The 20001-nt window shown below is 65.5% G+C and carries 13 protein-coding genes; 7 read left to right on the top strand and 6 right to left on the bottom strand.

Translation table 11 applies throughout. The features are described 5' to 3' along the window. Window positions 1-56: 56 nt before the first annotated feature. The gene (locus ACVJNE_RS06145) at window positions 57-902 is read right to left on the bottom strand and encodes a LytTR family DNA-binding domain-containing protein (protein ID WP_499563872.1); all 846 of its coding nucleotides are present in this window, start codon (window positions 900-902) and stop codon (window positions 57-59) included. 180 nt (window positions 903-1082) lie between these two features. Here ACVJNE_RS06145 and ACVJNE_RS06140 point away from each other — a divergent pair, with 180 nt between their 5' ends. The 5 genes from ACVJNE_RS06140 to ACVJNE_RS06120 all read left to right on the top strand — a co-directional run bounded on the left by ACVJNE_RS06140 (window position 1083) and on the right by ACVJNE_RS06120 (window position 6672). After that, window positions 1083-2273: an acyltransferase family protein gene (locus ACVJNE_RS06140; protein WP_499563870.1), complete on the top strand. Its 1191-nt coding sequence runs from the start codon at window positions 1083-1085 to the stop codon at window positions 2271-2273. Between the two features lie 166 nt (window positions 2274-2439). After that, on the top strand, window positions 2440-4266 hold the full coding sequence (gene typA / locus ACVJNE_RS06135) for a translational GTPase TypA (RefSeq protein ID WP_499563868.1): 1827 nt from the start codon (window positions 2440-2442) through the stop codon (window positions 4264-4266). 421 nt (window positions 4267-4687) lie between these two features. Further along, a complete protein-coding gene (locus tag ACVJNE_RS06130; RefSeq protein WP_499563866.1) occupies window positions 4688-5362 on the top strand; it encodes a DUF1062 domain-containing protein in 675 nt (224 codons plus the stop codon). Window positions 5363-5414: 52 nt separating this feature from the next. Then, on the top strand, window positions 5415-6026 hold the full coding sequence (locus tag ACVJNE_RS06125) for a LysE family translocator (RefSeq protein WP_499563865.1): 612 nt from the start codon (window positions 5415-5417) through the stop codon (window positions 6024-6026). Between the two features lie 31 nt (window positions 6027-6057). Further along, complete coding sequence (locus ACVJNE_RS06120; protein ID WP_499563863.1) at window positions 6058-6672, top strand: LysE family translocator; 615 nt, start codon at window positions 6058-6060, stop codon at window positions 6670-6672. A gap of 478 nt (window positions 6673-7150) precedes the next feature. Here the strand turns inward: ACVJNE_RS06120 and ACVJNE_RS06115 are convergent, their stop codons facing one another. Next, the gene (locus tag ACVJNE_RS06115; RefSeq protein ID WP_499563861.1) at window positions 7151-7717 is read right to left on the bottom strand and encodes a peroxidase-related enzyme; all 567 of its coding nucleotides are present in this window, start codon (window positions 7715-7717) and stop codon (window positions 7151-7153) included. 124 nt (window positions 7718-7841) lie between these two features. Between ACVJNE_RS06115 and ACVJNE_RS06110 the strand changes: the two genes are divergently transcribed. Together ACVJNE_RS06110 and ACVJNE_RS06105 are read left to right on the top strand one after the other, a co-directional pair. Further along, window positions 7842-12608, top strand: coding sequence for an NAD-glutamate dehydrogenase (locus ACVJNE_RS06110; protein WP_499563859.1), 4767 nt, complete (start codon window positions 7842-7844; stop codon window positions 12606-12608). 42 nt (window positions 12609-12650) lie between these two features. Continuing rightward, window positions 12651-14042 (top strand): MFS transporter, encoded by a 1392-nt coding sequence (locus ACVJNE_RS06105; RefSeq protein WP_499563857.1) that lies wholly within the window; start codon window positions 12651-12653, stop codon window positions 14040-14042. A 32-nt stretch (window positions 14043-14074) separates the two neighbouring features. On the opposite strand, the gene purH is transcribed toward ACVJNE_RS06105, so the two are convergent. The 4 genes from purH to htpX form a co-directional block, all read right to left on the bottom strand. Then, window positions 14075-15691 (bottom strand): bifunctional phosphoribosylaminoimidazolecarboxamide formyltransferase/IMP cyclohydrolase, encoded by a 1617-nt coding sequence (gene purH / locus ACVJNE_RS06100; protein WP_499563855.1) that lies wholly within the window; start codon window positions 15689-15691, stop codon window positions 14075-14077. Window positions 15692-15769: 78 nt separating this feature from the next. Next, on the bottom strand, window positions 15770-17416 hold the full coding sequence (locus tag ACVJNE_RS06095; protein ID WP_499564174.1) for a heparinase II/III family protein: 1647 nt from the start codon (window positions 17414-17416) through the stop codon (window positions 15770-15772). Window positions 17417-17566: 150 nt separating this feature from the next. Further along, window positions 17567-18946, bottom strand: a complete 1380-nt coding sequence (locus ACVJNE_RS06090) for an RsmB/NOP family class I SAM-dependent RNA methyltransferase (RefSeq protein WP_499563853.1) — start codon at window positions 18944-18946, stop codon at window positions 17567-17569. Then, on the bottom strand, window positions 18943-19965 hold the full coding sequence (htpX, locus tag ACVJNE_RS06085) for a zinc metalloprotease HtpX (RefSeq protein WP_499563851.1): 1023 nt from the start codon (window positions 19963-19965) through the stop codon (window positions 18943-18945). The genes ACVJNE_RS06090 and htpX overlap by 4 nt, the downstream gene beginning before the upstream one ends. Between the last annotated feature and the right edge of the window lie 36 nt (window positions 19966-20001).

The following is a 20001-nucleotide window of genomic DNA, read 5'->3' as shown; positions in this document are numbered from 1 at the left end:
TCTGCGAAGCCGCCGCTGCCGAAAGGAGCGGCGGCTTTTGTGATACTGAAGGAACGTCAGGCGCCGAGCTGGTCGCGATAGCGGCGCGAGCCCCTGATCTCCGAGCCGTCGCGTAGCCGAATGCGGAAATCACCGTCACCAGCCGGAACGATTTCGGTGACCATCGAGCGGTTGACGATATGCGAGCGGTGGACCCGCACCATGTCGACACCTGCCTCGCGGAGCTGCTGCTCCAGTGCCGTCAGCGTCACACGCGGCAGCAGGGTCCGTCCACCCGCGCGAATCTCGGCATAGTTGCCCGCCGCGCGCGCCCATTGCGTGGTGCCGGCGTCAATGAAGAAGGAGCGGCCGCCCGATTTCAGCGTCAGCCGCCCGGTCTCGCGGGCCTCGGCGCGCGTAGCCGCCGTCTCGCGCCTGCTTTCCTCGACGCTGCGGGACAGGGTCGCGATGGCGATGATGCCGGCATAGGGAAACAGGTCCTTGCGGAACTCATAAACCAGATCGGTCACCGGGTCGTCGAAGAACCAGTAATTGCCGCCGAGCACCAGCGGCGCCAGCAAGGTGCGCAGCAAGACCATGCCGGCAATATGCAGCAGGGAGAACGCCACGCTGCCGGCCGCCAGTATGGCAAGCGAGCGCAGCAGTTCCCCAGGGGCCAGCGGAAACCGCCTTTCGAGCAGGATGACGAGCGGCGCCAGCGCCAGGATCGCGGCGATGCTGGTGAATTCGTAGAACCATGGCTGCAGCGGATCGACTGCAAGGCCGATGCGCACTGCGTCGGTCCACCAGGAGGCGGCGTTGATCGCCGCGACGAGAGGAAAGAACGTCAGGCAAATGAGAAAGACGCGGCGGCCGATCCGGCGCTCGATCTCATCGTCGCTCAACACGTCCGGCAGGGTCATGACGCGACAGGTGCTCCCGCTGGCGTCCGCCGTTCGTCCCATTCGCGCCGCCGCTGGTCACAGGCCTCGAATTGCGCCGCGCCGCTCGTCCCGCCGGCCCGGCATCCGTCACCCGGCGCTGTTCGTCGCCGCGCGCTGGTGAATAGGCTCGCTCCGCAACACAGCTTTCGGAGACAATTCATGTCCGCCCTCATTTCCGTTCCGCAATCCACGCGCCGTCACGATCTCGACTGGCTGCGCGTGCTCGCCTTCGGCGCGCTCATCTTCTACCACATCGGCATGTTCTACGTGACGTGGGGCTGGCACGTGAAGAGCGATCACGCCTCACCGTTCCTGGAGCCAGCCATGTTGCTGCTCAATCCGTGGCGTCTCGCCCTCCTGTTCTTCATTTCCGGCGTCGCGCTGCGCTTTGCCGCCGACGCGCGCGGCTTCAGGGCGCTGCTGCCGGAACGGAGCGCGCGCCTGTTCGTGCCGCTTGCCTCCGGCATGCTGGCGCTGGTCGTGCCCCAGGCCTATTTCGAGCTCTGCTACAAGGGCGAATTCCGAGGCAGCATCGTGGATTTCTATCCGCGCTATCTCGGTATCGGGGAGGGGTTCTCGATCATAACGCCGACCTGGAATCACCTGTGGTATGTCGCCTATGTGCTCGTCTACACATTCCTTCTGGCAGGGCTGGCGCCGCTGCTGAAAATCCTCGAACGCAATTTCGGCGGCGTGGTAACCGGCTGGCTGGCGCGCCGTCCTGCCACGATCCTTCTCATTGCTGCGCCATTCGTGTTCTACTCGCTCGTGCTCAATCCGCTCTTCCCGACAACCCATGCGCTGATCGACGACTGGGCCACACACGCCAACTACCTGACCGTGCTTCTGGTCGGCTGGTTCGCGGCCCGCAACGAGACGTTCTGGTCGGCGGTCGACCGTGTGCTGCCGGTTGCGGGAGCGATCGTCCTGGCACTCGGCGTCGCCATCGTTGTGGCAAGGCTCAATCTTGACGAATTTCGCCGGATCGACGGTTTCTGGCCGGTCTTCGGCGTGGTTCGCACGATTTACGCATGGACCGTCATCGTCACGCTGCTCGGCCTGGCACGGCGGTTTCTACGGTGGCGTTCGCAGGCGCTGAACTACATGTCAGAGGCGGTGTTTCCCTGGTACATCCTGCACCAGACGATCATCGTGGTGGTCGGCTATGCGATGATCGGTTCGGGGTTGCCGGTATGGGGCGAGGCCGCCATCATCGTGGTTGCGACCGTCGGCGGCTGCCTGATCCTCCACGAATATGTCATCCGGCGGGTCCGGTGGCTGCGGCCGCTCTTCGGCCTCAAGGGCACCAGCAAAGGACGCGGGGCCGCTGCAGCCGGCGCTATGGCTTAAGGAAAGCCAGCCTCTCCCCACGTTTTGTGTAGGGGAGGGGCTGGCCCTTCGGGTTCGAATGCCTAAGGTTCGGCCGCCCCCTTTCGCATTTGCGAAAAAGCCTGTATGAGCGCGGCAACCGAAAACGCCCGTGCCCTGCCGGGCCTGCCGAACCTCCGAGAGACCTATGAAGCTCCGCAACATCGCGATCATCGCGCATGTCGACCATGGCAAGACCACGCTCGTCGACGAACTGCTCAAACAGTCGGGCTCGTTCCGCGAAAACCAGCGCGTGGCCGAACGCGCAATGGACTCGAACGACCTCGAGAAGGAGCGCGGCATCACCATCCTCGCCAAGGCCACGTCGGTGGACTGGAAGGATACGCGCATCAATATCGTCGATACCCCCGGCCACGCCGACTTTGGCGGCGAGGTGGAACGCATCCTGTCGATGGTCGACGGCGCGATCGTGCTGGTGGACGCTGCCGAAGGCCCGATGCCGCAAACCAAGTTCGTCGTCGGCAAGGCGCTGAAGGTCGGGCTGAAGCCGATCGTCGCGATCAACAAGATCGACCGGCCGGACGCACGCCATATCGAGGTCGTCAACGAGGTCTTCGATCTGTTCGCCGCCCTCGACGCCACCGACGAACAGCTCGATTTCCCGATCCTCTACGGCTCCGGCCGCGACGGCTGGATGGCGGAAGCGCCGGAGGGGCCGAAGGAAGACGGGCTGGCGCCCCTGTTCGACCTCGTGCTCAAGCATGTGCCGGAGCCGACGGTTCATGCCGGTCCGTTCCGCATGATCGGCACCATTCTGGAGGCCAATCCCTTCCTCGGTCGCATCATCACCGGCCGTATCGAATCGGGTTCGCTCAAGCCTAACCAGGCGGTGAAGGTGCTGCATCACGACGGTTCGCTGCTCGAGAACGGCCGCGTCTCGAAAATCCTCGCCTTCCGCGGGCTCGAGCGCCAGCCGATCGAGGAAGCGCAGGCCGGCGACATCGTCGCCATTGCCGGGCTTTCCAAGGGCACGGTCGCCGACACGTTCTGCGATCCTTCCATTTCCGAGCCGATGCAGGCCCAGCCGATCGACCCGCCGACGGTGACGATGTCCTTCATCGTCAACGATTCGCCGCTGGCCGGCACCGAGGGCGACAAGGTGACGAGCCGCGTGATCCGCGACCGCCTGCTCAAGGAGGCCGAAGGCAACGTCGCGCTCAAGATCGAGGAATCGGCCGACAAGGATTCCTTCTACGTCTCCGGCCGCGGCGAACTGCAGCTTGCGGTGCTGATCGAGACGATGCGCCGCGAAGGCTTCGAGCTTGCCGTCTCGCGCCCCCGCGTGGTCATGCAGAAGGACGAGGACGGCAACCTGCTCGAGCCGATCGAGGAAGTGGTCGTCGACGTCGACGAGGAACATGCCGGCGTCGTCGTTCAGAAGATGTCGGAACGCAAGGCCGAGATGGTCGAGCTGCGTCCTTCCGGCGGCAACCGCCAGCGCCTCGTCTTCCACGCGCCGACGCGCGGCCTCATCGGCTACCAGTCGGAGCTGCTCACCGACACGCGCGGCACGGCGGTGATGAACCGGCTGTTCCATGCCTATCAGCCCTACAAGGGCGAGCTGCCCGGCCGCGTCAACGGCGTGCTGATCTCCAACGACCAGGGCGAGGCCGTCGCCTATGCGCTGTTCAACCTGGAGGATCGCGGCCCGATGGTGGTCGACCCCGGCGTGAAGGTCTATCAGGGCATGATCATCGGCATTCACAGCCGCGACAACGACCTTGAGGTCAACGTGTTGAAGGGCAAGAAGCTGACCAACATCCGCGCCGCCGGCAAGGACGAGGCGGTGAAGCTGACACCGCCGATCCGCATGACGCTGGAGCGTGCGCTGTCGTGGATCCAGGATGACGAGCTGGTCGAGGTGACGCCGAAGTCGATCCGGCTGCGCAAGCTCTATCTCGACCCCAACGAGCGCAAGCGCTTCGAGAAGCAGCGGACGGCGGGCGCGGCTTAGAGTTTTCGCTCACGGGCCGCGCCGCCGCCTCGCGGCTGGCCCTCCGCGGGGGCGCGCCATCAGGCGCGACGCCCGGTCGGGCTTGCAGCCTTCGGCTGATCCCGTCTGCTGTTTGGCAGCTCGCCGTGCGGGCCGACTTGCCGTCCGTGCGATCCTGGCCTATTGAAGTCGCCTCCGAAACAATGCGGACGCCCTGAGCTTTGCCACAGTAACGACCGGTCTCATCGTCAGTCCCCAACGGGCGCGCAACAGCGCCCGCGAGATCGTCTTCGTTCGTGAGGGGCGGCGGTTCGAGACCGGTATGGCATCGCCTGCCTCCGGACACGCCGTCCCGAACATATCCTAGCGCCGCCGCACCGAGCCTCTTACGAGGCGTCTCGCCCCGCATGCTCCGCCGGACCCTTTTCAAGGGCAAGCGTTTATGCCGGGCACCCTGTGCATCAACTGGACCATCACCTCGACCGTATCCGTCCCACCCATGCCGATCCTGACCTGCGCACGCTGCGACACGCGGCGGGCATTCGCCAGCAGCGGCCGGTTTCGGCTCAACGCCAATGGGAAGCGTCTCGACGCCTGGCTGATCTATCGCTGCACCTTCTGCGACCAGACCTGGAACCGACCGGTGTTCGAGCGCCGGGTCCGAAACGCGGTCGATCCGGCGTTGCTCGACGCATTGCAGCGCAACGATCCAAGGCTTGCGTCGAAAACCGCTCTCGACACGACCGGCATCAAGCGCTGGGACCCCGGAGGCGATCACATCGGCCTATCGGTCGCCAAGGCGGTCGCTTCAGCCTGCAAGGTAGATGCCGCACTTCTGCAAATCACCGTACGCATGCCGTCGCCGGTGCCGGGTATACGGTGCGACAAGTTGCTGGCGCTTGGGCTCGGCGTTTCGCGAAGCGCTGTCAACAAACTGGCGCTGACTGGATGGCTGGCGTTCGAGCCGGCGGCGGCGACTGCTCTGACCAGACCGGTGCGCGACGGGCAGCGGGTATGGCTCAAGCTCGACGGGCTGAGCGATGCGGCGTTACTTCGAGCCGCCGCATCCGGACAGGCTGACACTCCCATGTCAGCAGCGTCTGCACCGGTCGATTGACAGCGTCCGGCTTCCGGCGATGATGCGGGCTTTGCATCGGGAGGCCCGCATCATGGACCTGGCATTTCTGATTACGGCCCTGATCGTCGTCGCATCGCCGGGCACCGGCGTTCTCTATACGCTGGCGGTGGCCCTCGGTCGCGGCGGGGCCGCGTCGGTGTCCGCAGCCTTCGGCTGCACGCTGGGTATCATACCGCATATGGTGGCGGCGATCCTCGGTCTTGCGGCGCTGATGCATACCAGCGCGGTGCTGTTCCAGATCGTCAAGTTCGCCGGTGTTGCCTACCTTCTGTGGATGGCCTGGAACACGCTGAAGGAGCGCGGCCTGCTCGATGCCCAGCCGGAACGGTCCCGGCTGTCGCATTTCGCGATTGCCCGGCGCGGCGTGCTGATCAACATCCTCAACCCGAAGCTTTCGATCTTCTTCCTCGCCTTCCTGCCGCAATTCGTGCCAGCCGACGCCGCAGCGCCGACGGCGACGATGGTCTGGCTCGCCCTGATATTCATGGCGATGACCTTCGCGGTCTTCGTCATTTACGGCCAGATGGCCGCACTGGTGCGCGGCCGCGTGCTGTCGAGCCCGGTCGTCATGGCGTGGCTGCGGCGGAGCTTCGCTACAGCCTTCGCCCTGCTCGGCCTGCGGCTGGCGCTGTCGACACGGTAACCTCAGGCTCTTGGCCCAGGAGGGTTGAACAATGGAACTGACCTCGCTCATCGTCTTTGCCGGCGCCCTGCTGGTTGCAGCCGGCTCGCCCGGCCCGTCGATCGCCGCGCTGGTGGCGCGTGTGATCTCCAAGGGGTTTCGCGATGTCTTTCCGTTTCTGGCCGCCATGTGGATCGGCGAGGCGATCTGGCTGTCGATGGCCGTCTTCGGCCTCGCCTTCGTGGCGCAGACCTTTCACTTCGCCTTTGTCGTGTTGAAATGGGCGGGGGTGGCCTATCTCTGCTGGCTCGCGTGGAAGATGTGGACGGCACCGGTGACGATCCGCGAAGGCGAAATGCCGCGCGCCGAGTCGCCGTGGCGGCTGTTCATGGCCGGCATGGCCGTCACGCTCGGCAATCCCAAGATCATGATGTTCTACATGGCATTGCTGCCGACCATTATCGATCTGGGCCAGGTCACTTTGGTCGGCTGGACCGAGCTGACGGCGACGATGGCTCTCGTGCTGATCGCCATAGATCTCGTCTGGGTCGCGGCAGCCGTGCAGGCGCGTCGTCTGCTGCGCAGCCCACGCGCCATGCGCGCCGCCAACCGGGTCTCGGCGACAACCATGGCCGGGGCCGCCGCCGCGATCGCCGCGCGGTCGTGATGTTCCTTATCGGCGTCCAATGGAGCCAGAAAGTTCAGACCGACTCCAAGAGATTCATACTGTCTGACGTACCAACTTTCCAACCGGCGAAGCAGCCCAGTACTCCGCACGCGGTGCACCGGGTCCCGACGTAGAGCCACCGAATGCCGCCCCGGTCGGGATAGATTGAAAACCCGACACCCACATTGGTGGACTCCGACCCACATTCAATGCATTTCAGACGCTCCGGCTCGGCGTCGCTCCAGTATTCGCCGCTGTCACATATGAAATGCTCGGATGCACAACTCCTACACGTTCGCCGCGCGACACTCTCATTGTCGTCCGCGTCCAAGAGAAACGCTAACGATCCGCAGTTGCATTGAGCAAGCCGGAGTTCGTGGACCTCATACCCTTTGGGGGCATAGGCTGCCAGGAAGCCTGCGATATCGCTCGGCTCGCTGCCGACCCACCAGGTGCCTGACGTATCTATGCTCATCGTCTACCGTGCCATGGCGTGGTATTCGGCGTTGGGGCGCATGTCAATGGCGGCCGCGACCCGGTTGGACATGTTGAAGAAGGCGGCTGTCGAGGCGATGTCCCAGATGTCGCGGTCGGAAAAGCCGGCATCGCGCAGGGCCTGCCGATCGGCTTCCTCGATCGTGTCGGGCCGCTCGGTCAGCTTTACGGCGAAATCGAGCATGGCCTTCTGTTTTGCCGTCAGATCGGCGGCGCGATAGTTCATCACCATCATCTCGCCGAGCGCCGGGTCGCCGGAGAGCTGGCGCACCGCCGCGCCGTGGGCGGTGAGGCAGTAGTAGCAATGGTTCACCGACGAGACGGCGACCGCGATCATCTCGCGTTCGAGCTTGGAGAGACCCGAATCGCCGAGCATCAGGTCGTTGTACATGTCGGTGAAGGCGCGCAGCTTCTTTTCGTTGAACGCATAGGCCAGAAGCACGTTGGGCACGAGGCCAAGTTTCTCCTCGCATTTGGCGAAATAGGCCTTCGTTGCATCGGAAAGCTCGCCCTCCTGCGCCAGATCCAGCGCCGTCACCTTTTCGCCCATCGCTTCATCTCCCTTTCATCGCTTGTCTGCATATTCGCCGCGCGCCGGTGGTCAACCCGGCTCGTCAAACCGTTTTTGTCTGCTACGATACCGACAAAAGTATTATTTGGGAGAGGGAATCGCCATGGTTGCGGGCACCAGGAAGCCGACCGCCACAAAGTCGAAAACGGCTGAAGTGGAGAAGCTTGCGGCCTTCCTCAAGGCAAGGGCCCCGGCCGAAGACCTTTCCGATTACGATCCCGGCGTCTTCGAACATGCGGCCGGGCTGGCTTACGCGGCACTGAAGCGGCACAAGCGCGGCGAAAGCGTTATCTCCATCGACGAGGACCCGGCGCTCCTGCGGCACGGCCGCCCGGTTTCCGCGATCACCATCGTCAACGACAACATGCCGTTCCTGTTCGATTCGATCACCGGCGAGATCGCAGAGAGCGCCGGCGAGGCGTCGCTGGTGCTGCACCCGGTCATTCTGGTTAAGCACGACAAGAACGGCGTCGCCGATCTGGTGGGCGACGGGTCGGCCGGCAAATCGGACCCGCAGGCTGACCGCGTCAGCCTCATCCATGTGCATGTCGCGCGCATGGGCAAGGAAGCGGCTGATGCACTCAAGGGCCGGCTGGGGCATATCCTCTCGCAGGTGAGAGCCTCCGTCACCGACTGGAAACCGATGCTCGCCCGGCTCGACCAGGCGATCCACGATTTCCGCTACGTGCCGGTGCCGCTCGACAAGGACGAGGTGACCGAAAGCATCGCGTTCCTGGAATGGCTGCGAGACGACAATTTCACCTTCCTGGGCATGCGCGAGTTCAAATATGTCGGGGGCGAGAAGAGCGGTTCGCTCGAGCGCACCAAGAAGGTCGGCCTCGGCATTCTTGCCGACCCCGACGTGCGGGTGCTGCGTCGCGGCGCGGAGCCGGTGACGACAACGCCCGAGATCCGCGCATTCCTGCACGGGCCGGAGCCGCTGCTGGTCACCAAGGCCAATGCCAAGTCGGTCGTCCACCGGCGTATCTATCTCGACTATATCGGGGTCAAGACCTTCGACGCGAAGGGCAAGCTGACCGGCGAACTGCGGATCGTCGGCCTGTTCACCTCGACGGCCTACACGCGCTCGGTGATGAAGATCCCCTATCTGCGCTCGAAGGCCAACGCCGTCATCGCGCGGTCGGGGTTCGATCCGGGCGACCACTCCGGCAAGGCGCTCATCAACGTGCTGGAATCCTATCCGCGCGACGAGCTGTTCCAGATCAGCGTTCCGATTTTGCGCAAGCATGCCGAGGCGATCCTGGCGCTGGGCGAGCGGCCGCGCGTGCGGGCACTTTTCCGCGTCGACCAGTTCGACCGTTTCGTCTCCGTCATCGTCTTCGTGCCGCGCGACCGCTACGATTCCAACGTGCGCGAGCGAATCGGCGATTTCCTCAAGACGATCTTTGACGGACGTTTGTCGGCTTATTATCCGGCCTTTCCGGAAGGCAGTCTCGCCCGCGTCCACTTCATCATCGGCCGCTCGGGGGACAAGACCCCCAAGGTCGAGACCGCGGCGCTCGAGGCGGGTCTGCGCGCCATCGTGCGCACCTGGGACGACGCTCTGCGCGAGGCTGCCGCCGATGCCGGTGTGGCGCCCGCGATGGTGGCCATCGCCAACCGCCTGCCGCAGAGCTATCGCAACTCGTTCCCGGCAGACATTGCGCTGCGCGACGCGGGCCGGATCGCGAATGTCGGCCCTGAGAACCCCATTGCGATCGATTTTTACCGGCTTGGAGACCACACAGCTTCCGATGCCGGACTGAAAATCTATCATCACGGCACGCCGGTGGCGCTGTCCAAGCGCGTGCCGCTTCTCGAAAACATGGGCTTCCGCGTCATCAGCGAGCGCACATTCGAGATCGAGGCCGAGGAGGGCGCGGCGCCCACCTTCGTGCACGACATGGAGCTGGTCAACGGCTTCGGCCAGCCGATCGACCTGTCCGACGGCGGCGCATTGCTGGAAGAAGTGTTCCTTTCCGTCTGGCGCGGGGAAACCGACAACGACGCCTATGCCGCGCTGGTGCAGACGGCGGGCATGGGCGCCCATCAGATACAGCTCCTGCGCGCCTACGGGCGCTATCTCCAGCAGGCCGGTATTCCCCAGAGCCAGGATTTTATCGCTGCCGTGCTCAACCGATACCCCGACGTAGCGCGGGCCCTCTTCCAGCTATTCGAGGCGCGGTTCGACCCGGCCATGCAGAAGGAGGGCGACGTCACGGCCCTTCACATCAAGGCGGCGATCAAGGACGCGCTTGACGCAGTCCCGAACCTCGACGACGACACGATCCTGCGCCGCTACCAGAACCTCATCGAATCCTCGTTGCGCACCAACTATTTCTCGGTCAAATCCGAAGGGCCGCGCTCGCTCGCGATCAAGCTCGATTCGCGGTCCGTTTCCGGTTTGCCGGAACCGCGTCCATGGCGCGAGATCTTCGTCTACGGCTCAGAGGTCGAGGGTGTGCATCTGCGCTTCGGCGCGGTGGCGCGCGGCGGCCTGCGCTGGTCGGACCGTGCGCAGGACTACCGCACCGAGGTGCTGGGTCTCGTCAAGGCGCAGCAGGTCAAGAATGCCGTGATCGTGCCGGTGGGCGCCAAGGGCGGCTTCTACCCGCGCCTGCTACCGACAGGCGGCAGCCGCGCCGAGATATTCGAGGCCGGCAAGAAGGCCTACATCAACTTCATCTCGACTATGCTGTCGATCACCGACAATCTCCACGGCGACAAGGTCGTGCCGCCGAAGGGCGTGATCCGCCGCGACGGTGACGACCCCTATTTCGTGGTCGCGGCCGACAAGGGTACGGCGACGTTCTCTGACACCGCAAACGCGATCAGCCAGTCGCATGATTTCTGGCTCGACGACGCCTTCGCATCGGGCGGGTCGGCCGGATACGACCACAAGAAGATGGGCATCACAGCGCGTGGCGCGTGGGAGGCGGTGAAGCGGCATTTCCGCGAGATGAACCGCGACATCCAGACCGAGCCCTTCACCGTGGTCGGCGTCGGCGACATGTCAGGCGACGTGTTCGGCAACGGCATGCTGCTGTCGCCCTGCATCCGGCTTATCGCCGCGTTCGACCATCGCGACATCTTCATCGATCCGAACCCCGACGAGGCGAAATCCTTCGCCGAGCGCAAGCGGCTATTCGAGAACCCGCAGCTCAACTGGCAGGACTACAACCGCGAGGCCATGTCGGAAGGCGGCATGGTGATCCCGCGCTCGGCCAAGTCGGTTTCGCTGACCCCGCAGGCCATGAACGCGATCGGGCTCGACAAGGCGACGGCCTCGCCGGCCGAGATCATGAATGCCATCCTCAAGGCATCGGTGGACCTGCTCTGGTTCGGCGGTATCGGCACCTATGTGCGCGGCGCGGGCGAATCGAATGCCGAGGTGGGCGATCGCGCCAACGACGCGATCCGCATCATCGGCGCCGAGGTGCGGGCCAAGGTTGTCGGCGAGGGCGCCAATCTCGGCCTGACCCAGCGCGCGCGTATCGAATATGGCCTCAATGGCGGGCGCTGCAATTCCGACGCGATCGACAATTCCGCCGGCGTGAATTCGTCGGACGTCGAGGTCAACATCAAGATCGCGCTGGCGGCTGCCATGCGCAAGGGCTCGCTCACGCGCCCCGCCCGCGACAAGCTGCTCGCCGAGATGACCGAAGAGGTAGCGGCGCTGGTGCTCGCCAACAATTACGAGCAGACGCTGTCGATCTCGCTCACCCGCCGGCGCGGGCTGGCCGATCTTGCTCATCAGGAGCGCTTCATGCAAGCGCTGGAGGGGCGGGGGCAGCTCGACCGGGTTGTCGAGGTGCTGCCGAGCAGTGCCGCACTGGCCGAGCGCGAGACGCGCGGCGAGCCGCTGACCCGCGCCGAGATCGGCGTCCTGCTCGCCTATGCCAAGATCGTGCTGTTCGACGACATCGTGGCGAGCAAGCTGCCCGACGATCCGCATTTCCATACCGACCTGATGAGCTATTTCCCGGCCCGCATGGCCAAGAAATATGCGACCGAAATCGAAGGACACCGGCTGCGGCGCGAGATCGTTGCGACGGTTGTTGGCAACGATGTTATCAATCGTGGCGGGCCGTCGTTCATTACGCGCATGCAGGACCTGACCGGCTGCGCGGCGGCCGAAGCCGTGGCTGCCTTCTCGGTCGTGCGGGACGGTTTCGAACTGCCGGCGCTCTACAGCGAGATCGACGCGCTCGACAACAAGGTGGACGGCAACCTCCAGCTCGAGCTTTACCAGTCGGTCGGGCGGCTGGTGCATTCGGCGACCACGTGGTTCCTCAAGCACGACGACAACGCCGCCCCGCTGGGTGAGCGCATCGCGGCGCTGCGGGCCGCGCGCAAGGCACTCGAGGGCCGCATCGGCGCGATGTTGCCGTCCTTTACCGGAGACCGGCTGGAGGAGCGTACCCACGAGCTTTTCAAGGCCGGCGCGCCGGAGGCGCTGGCCAAGCGCGTCGCCTTCCTGCCCATCGCGGAACTGGTTCCGGACATCGCCCGTGTCGCGCGGGATGCAAAGTCCGGCCTGGTGGAGGCGGCGCAGGCGTTCTTCGCCGTCACAGACGCCTTCCGTATCGGCCGCATCTCGGATGCCGCGCGCGCGATCACCCCGTCCGACTATTATGACGGGCTGGCGCTCTCGCGCGCCACGGAGATGATCAGCACAGCCCGCAACGATATGGCGGCGGCGGCGCTCTCTCGCTTCGGCAAGCAGGCCGACCCGGTCGCAACCTGGCTGGAGGCCGGTGGCGAACGCGTGGCCCGCGTGCGCGACCGGCTGCAGGCGCTGACCGAGGGCGGCGAGCTGACGGTCTCGCGCCTGACGGTCGCTTCCGGCCTGATGTCCGATCTGGGATAAGAACAACCGGGCGGCGCATCCGTCAGGATATCGGGAGGGGTGATGGTTGAGGAAACGCGCGCACCGAAGCGTGGAATCTGGGGCTGGATGCTGTTCGACTGGGCGCAGCAGCCTTTCCACACGCTCATCATCACCTTCGTCTTCGCCCCCTATTTCGCCGCGGCCGTGGCGCCGGACGCCGCGCGTGGGCAGGAACTCTGGGGTTACGCCACCGGCATAGGCGGCCTGCTGATCGCGCTGTCGTCGCCGGTGCTCGGCGCGATTGCGGACGCCAGCGGCCCCCGCAAGCCGTGGATCTTCGCGTTCTCGATTCTCGGCGTGATCGGCTGCTGGGCTCTGTGGTTCGCCGTGCCCGGCATGGAGAACCTGACATTCGTGCTCCTGGCGATCGCGCTGGCGGTGTTCGGGATGGAGTTCGCAGCCGTCTTCAACAACGCGATGATGCCGACTCTGGTGCCCCGCTCCGAGCTCGGCCGGCTTTCAGGCTCGGCATGGGGTCTCGGCTATCTTGGCGGTCTCATCACGCTCGTCCTCGTGCTCGGCTTCCTCTCCGCATCGCCTGAAACGGGCCGCACGCTGCTGGGTTTCGAACCGCTGTTCGGGCTCGACCCGGCCATGCGGGAGGGGGACCGGTCTGCCGGCCCGCTGACGGCGCTATGGTACGTGGTGTTCGTGCTGCCGATGTTCCTTTTCACACCCGACGTGAAGCGCAAGCCGTCGGTCTCCGGTGCGGTGAAGGAAGGGCTTTCGCAACTCGGCAAGACGTTGCGGCGGCTGCCGGGCGAGCGCAGCTATTTCAGCTTCCTGATGTCGAGCATGTTCTACCGCGACGCGCTCAATGCGCTTTATGCCTTCGGCGGCATCTATGCGGCGGGCGTGCTCGGCTGGTCGATCATCCAGATCGGCATCTTTGGCATCCTCGCCAACATCACGGGTGCGGCCGGCGCCTGGCTTGGCGGCCGCGCCGACCAGCGCTACGGCCCCAAGGTCGTGGTGAGCTGGTCCATCCTGATCCTAACCTTCTGCTGCCTGCTCGTCATTTCGACCACGCAGACACAGGTGCTCTTCATCACGGTGGCGGATGCCGCCGGCGGCAGCGGCCTGCCTGACATCACCTTCTATGTCGCCGGGGCGCTGATCGGCGCGGCTGGCGGCGCAATCCAGGCCGCTTCGCGCACGCTGCTGGTCGACCAGGTGGACCGCGACAAGGTGACGGAGGCGTTCGGCCTCTACGCGCTGTCGGGCAAGGCCACCACCTTCATCGGCCCGCTGGCGATCGCGTTTGCCACCGCCTTCTTCGCGCAGGAAGCGTTCGGGCTATCGACCCAGGAGGCGCAGCGACTGGGTGTCACGCCGATCATCGTCCTGTTCATGATCGGGCTGGTGCTGCTGCCGATGGTCAAGAGCCGGCAATATGAGGTGGCGCGGGCGTGAGTTTTCTTCCTTTGGGAGGAACGCAGAAACGCTCAATGCCGGAAGTGGCGCACTCCGGTGAAGACCATGGCGATGCCATGCTCGTCGGCCGCCGCGATGACCTCGTCGTCGCGCATCGAGCCACCGGGCTGGATGACCGCTGTGGCGCCTGCCTCGACGGCTGCGAGCAGCCCGTCGGCAAACGGGAAGAAGGCGTCGGAGGCGACCACCGAGCCTTTCGTCAGCGGCTCGCCGCCCCCGGCGGCTTCCGCCGCATCCAGCGCTTTGCGGGCGGCGATGCGCGAGGAGTCCACGCGGCTCATCTGGCCTGCGCCGATGCCGACGGTCGCGCCGCCTCGCGCGTAGACGATGGCGTTGGACTTGACGTGCTTGGCCACGCGGAAGGCGAAGCGCAGGTCGACCATCTCGGCATCTGACGGCGCGCGCTTCGTCACCACCTTGAGGTCGAGGTCATCGACCACGGCATTGTCGCGCGATTGCACCAGCAGGCCGCCTGCGACCGACTTCGCCATGATGCCGGCAGCGCGCGGGTCGGGCAGTCCATCGGTCACCAGCAGCCGCAGGTTCTTCTTGGCCGCGACGATCGCTATGGCTTCGGGTGACGCCTCGGGCGCGATGATCACCTCAGTGAAGGTCTTCACGATCTCTTCCGCGGCTTTTGCGTCAAGCAGGCGGTTGAGCGCGACGATGCCGCCGAATGCCGAAACCGGGTCGCAGGCAAGCGCAGCGAGATAGGCCTCGCGCAGGCTATCGCCCTCCGCCACGCCACAAGGGTTGGCGTGCTTGATGATCGCGACGGCGGCTGTGCGCGCCGGATCGAACTCGGCGACGAGCTCGAAGGCGGCGTCGGTGTCGTTGACGTTATTGTAGGAAAGCTGCTTGCCCTGGAGCTGGCGGGCGGTGGCGACGCCGGGTCGCTCGTCGCCGTTGACGTAGAAACCGGCCTTCTGGTGCGGGTTCTCGCCATAACGCATCACCGTCTCCAGCCTGCCGCCGAAGGCGCGCCATGCCGGAGCCTCGATGTCGAGCGCGTCTGCAAACCAGCCAGAGATCGCCGCGTCGTAGGCGGCTGTGCGCGCGTAGGCCTTTACCGCCAGCTCCTGGCGGAAGCGGTAGGGCGTCGCGCCGTCATTCGCAGCCAGCGTCTCGGAGAGGCGCGCGTAGTCGGCGGGGTCCGTGACGATCGCCACATAGGCGTGGTTCTTGGCGGACGCCCGCACCATGGCGGGGCCGCCGATGTCTATGTTCTCTACCACCGACGCATAGTCGCCGCCGCCTGCACGGACTTCCTCGAACGGGTAGAGATTGATGACGGCGATGTCGATCGGCCCGATGCCGTGCTCCCGCATCGCCGCTGCGTGCTCCGCATCGTCGCGGATCGCGAGAAGGCCGCCATGAACGGATGGATGCAGGGTCTTGACGCGGCCGTCCATGATCTCAGGGAAGCCAGTGATGTCGGAAACGTCCTTCACCGCGATGCCCGCCTCGGCGATCGCCTTTGCCGTGCCGCCGGTGGAGACCAGTTCGATGCCGGCTTCAGCGAGCGTCCGGGCGAGATCGACCAACCCGGTCTTGTCGGACACGGAAAGCAGCGCGCGGTGCGCCTTGATGAGATCGGGAGCGGGGATGTTCTTCGAGGCGACGGCCATAAGCGGCAGGCTCCATCTTGCGGCTGCGGGGATGGGCGGGCCGTAGCACAGCGGAGCTGGAATGCAAATGACCGGGCGTCAGATGCGCAGGAAGCGCCAGTGGATTTCCGGGTGATCGGACGCGTTGTAGGCCAGAACGATCTGGCGGCTTCGGCGGGGGCCGCCGAGGCCGGCGAAGAACAGCGATTCCTCGACCTCCGGCGCCAGCTCTTCGCAGGAGAATTCCCAACGTTCCTCGTTGCCGGGGGTGGCAAGCACCAGCTCGCTGCGCTTGTTCTCGAACAGCGCGACGTCGGGGTGAAGGTGAAACCGCACGACAGTCTGGTCGCGGCCGTCGGCCCTTGCGACCTCACCGCCCCGTCGGAATATGCGGTCGATGCCCTCGAGTAACTCGCCACCCGCGCCCAGTGCAAGTTCGCGCTCGTGATAGAGGCCGAAACGAGCCACATAGGCGTCGTGGCGCGCGACAAAAGACTGGATGCCCGCCGAATCCATGCGTTTGCACGGCACGGAGCGTGGCCCCGAAAGCAACGGCGCGCCGATGATGCCGGCAAACCCCTGGGTCAACGCGAAGCGCGCGGAAGACGTATCGTTAAGCGTCGCGGTGGAGTGGGCCGCCGTTGAGCGCGCCAGCGGCCTGAAATCGTCGGATCCGTAGGTGTCGACACCGCAATTGACGACGAAATGGCTCCTGCCGGACGACAGCTCGAAGGACAGGCATCCCGCCTGCGCGGCATGCGACACCTCCGCCGGTGGCGGCATGCCCGTGTCTGCGATGACCGTCACCCCGCCCATCGAAAGCCGCTCGTAGCCTGAATAAGGCGCATGCAACAACGGCGCGCCGGCGGTATCGTCGTGGTGGAGGATCGCCGCGACCCGGTCGTGGCTGGTGGCGCCCATGCCGTTGAAGCGCGCGAGCGTGCCGTCCTGATGGCGATAGAAGCGCAGGGCCGGCAGCATGCGCTCGACCGCGCCGATCAGCGCTTCGGGCGGCGCCTCGGCCTGATTGGAATAGGTCTGGCGCAGTGGCAGCAAGTCCGCCAGCAATTCGAGGATGGCTTCCGGATTGCGCGAGATGTGGCCGCCGTCCGGTAGGATCTGCCGCTCCAGTTCGGCTGACAGCAGGCGCGACGCATTGCGCAGGGCCGAAGGCGGGGCAGGCAGCGAGAGGGCCGCGAAGGCAAGCGCGATGCGGGCGCGCAGCTTGTCCTCTCCGTCCGGCATTTCCGGCGCGGTTGCACGCAGATAGCGGATCTGGACGGCAAGCGACTTGAGGAAGGCGCGATAGAACGGAAACTCCGCACCCTGCAGAACGACCGCGGAATGCTGCAGCCATGCGATCACGCGGCGGGCGGTGATGGCGGGGGTCCACGCGACACCACCGATCCGACGGCCGTGCAGGGCGATCCAGTCGCTCACCAGAGCGCGGGCATTGGCGGCCGCAAGTTCCGTTTCGGCAGCGCGCATGTGGCGCAGCCAGCGAAAGCCGTGCAGCGAGGCAAGCCAGGCGGCGCTCGGTATTTCGGCGGCGAAGGGCGATGCTCCGTCCGTTTCGACCATGTAGCCCGCGAACGGGAAGCGACCGTGATAGATCTCGTGGGCGATCTGCGGGTCGGCGAGCCGCAGGTCCGGCGGTGCGATCAATACGCGCTCGGGGGTGCGGCCGGTGAACCGCCATCGGTAAACCGGGCCGACGCGCAACCTGCCGCGCAGCCTTCGCCACATCGTCGATGCGACAAGTGCCCATATTTGCGGGGAATTACCCCTCGCAACCGCCAAGTTGTCCAACCTCCGAATCGCAGCCCCGGACCGCCGAAGTTGCCAATACACTAGATGATTCAAGAATTTATGCGAAGGCTGAAATTCTCTTGGAGATCACCCGCGACGGCGCAGGCGCGCTGCGAAAAAGCCGTCTAGGCCTGACAGGGCCGGCTCGCCGAGATCGAGACCCGCCGGCGTCGTGCGCACGGTTCCATCATCGCCTAGAAACGGGTCGGCAAAGCCAAATTCGCCGGGCTTCACGGGTTCGGGCACGGTGTCCGGGTGCGTTGCAACGAAGTCTCGAAAGAGCGCCTCGCCTTCCAGCGGGTCGAGCGAGCAGTTCGAAAAGACGATGAGCCCGCCTGGCTTCACCATTTCCACCGCGCGCGCGAGCATACGCGCCTGCAGCGCGGCCAGTTTTGCCACATCCTCGGGGCCTTTGGTCCATGGCACGTCGGGATGGCGGCGAACCGTACCGGTCGAAGAGCAGGGCGCATCCAGCAGCACGGCATCGAACGCGGTCGCGGGCTCGAATGCGAAGAGGTCCGAAACGACGATCTCTGCCTCCATCCCTAGCCGCTCCAGATTGGCCGACAGACGGCGAGCGCGGTTGGGCGAGATTTCAAGCGCCGTCACATCGGCGCCGGCGAGCGCGAGCTGCGCGGTCTTGCCGCCAGGCGCGGCGCATAAATCCGCGACCCGAAGGCCGGCGATGTCGCCAAGAAGCTGCGCGGGGATGGCGGCTGCGGCGTCCTGGACCCACCATTCGCCTTCGGCAAAGCCGGGAAGCTCGGTGATGGCCCCCTCGACCTTCCCGAGCCGTATGCCGCCTGTCGGCAAGACGATCCCGTTCAGCCGCTCGGCCCAGTTTCCGGGGTTCGACTTGATCGTCAGGTCGATCGGCGCTTCGAGCCGATGGGCAGCGAGGATCGCTGCCGCCTGCGTCTTGCCATAGGCGGTTTCCAGCCGTTCGACGAACCATGCCGGTGCGTCGACTGCCTTGGCCAGGGCTGCCGGCAGCGCGCGCTCCTTGCGTCGGGCGATCTCGCGCAGCACGCCGTTGACGAGCGCCGCGAAGCGGCTGGTGCGGGGATCGGATTTCGCCTGCGTGACGGCGATGTCGACGGCAGCCGAATCCGGCACGTCGAGAAACAGCATCTGGGCGGCTGCGACGTGAAGCACGTGCGAAAGCGTATGCGCGTTGGCCGGCAGTGGCCGGTCGAGGCGCGCGTCGATCAGGGCCTGGATGGTGCCGCGAAAGCGCAGTGCCGTCGTCAGGATCGCCCGGACCAGCGCGCGGTCGCGCATGTCGAGCGCCAGGAACTGCGGATGGCCGTTCTCGTGATCCGTCAGTCCGTCGAGCGAAGTCCGCGCGTCGACTATCGCTGCCAGCAGGCGGGCAGCCGCCTTGCGCGAAGCAAGGCCGGGCGTGTCGGCGAAGGGGTCTGGCTTGCGGGCCGGGCCGCCGTGAGCGCGGCGACGACCATCCGTCACGACCTGCGGCTCCGCGGGCCCGTCGGATTGCGGCCCCACGGATTTGACTGCGGTTTTTCAGGCGCGGCAGGCGGCGGTGCCGGCGTAGGCCTGCCGCCCCATGGGCCGGCCTGGGTTTCATCACGCGTCGGCCGCGGCTGCTCCTGGGCAGGTTGTGCCGGCTGGCCGCCGCCACCGAACTCCTGGGCCATTGCGCGCAGCGCGGCAATACGGTTCTCGGTATTCGGGTGGGTCGAGAAGAGATTGTCCATCCGCTCACCCGAGAGCGGATTGATGATGAACATGTGGGCCGTGGCCGGATTGCGCTCGGCATCCTGATTGTGGATCGCCTTGGCGTTGCGGGCGATCTTGTCGAGCGCGGAGGCCAGCCATATCGGCTGTCCGCAGATTTCGGCGCCGCGCCTGTCGGCGGCGTATTCACGCGTGCGGCTGATCGCCATCTGCACGATCATCGCGGCAATCGGCGCCACGATGATCGCCAGCAGCACGCCGATAATGCCGAACGGATTGTTGTTGTCGCGGCTGCCGCCCATGAAGAAGGCGAAGTTGCCGAGCATCGAGATGGCGCCGGCCAGCGTTGCCGTTATCGTCATGGTCAGCGTGTCGCGGTTCTGCACATGCGCCAACTCATGCGCCATGACGCCGGCCACTTCCTCGCGGCTCAACCGCTGCAGCAGGCCGGTGGTGGCGGCCACCGCCGCGTTCTGCGGATTGCGGCCGGTGGCAAAGGCGTTGGGCTGTGCGTTGTCGATCAGGTAGACCTTCGGCATCGGCAATTCGGCGCGTGCGGCCAGCTCACGCACGATGCCGTAATATTCGGGTGCGTTGCGCTCGTCGACCTCGACGGCATGATGCATCCGCAGGACCATCTTATCGGCGTTCCAGTAGCTGAACAGGTTCATGCCGGCAGCGATGACGAATGCGATCATCATGCCGCCCGAGCCGCCGATCATGTAGCCGATGCCCATGAAGAGCGCCGTCATCAGGGCAAGGAGCATCGCTGTGCGGATCACGTTCATGCAGAACTCCGGTTTCAGAAACAGGCCATCCCGGGT

This window comes from Mesorhizobium sp. DxT (genome assembly GCF_058448885.1).
Note: the sequence above shows the minus strand (reverse complement) of the source record. Positions and strands in the feature narration are given on the sequence as shown.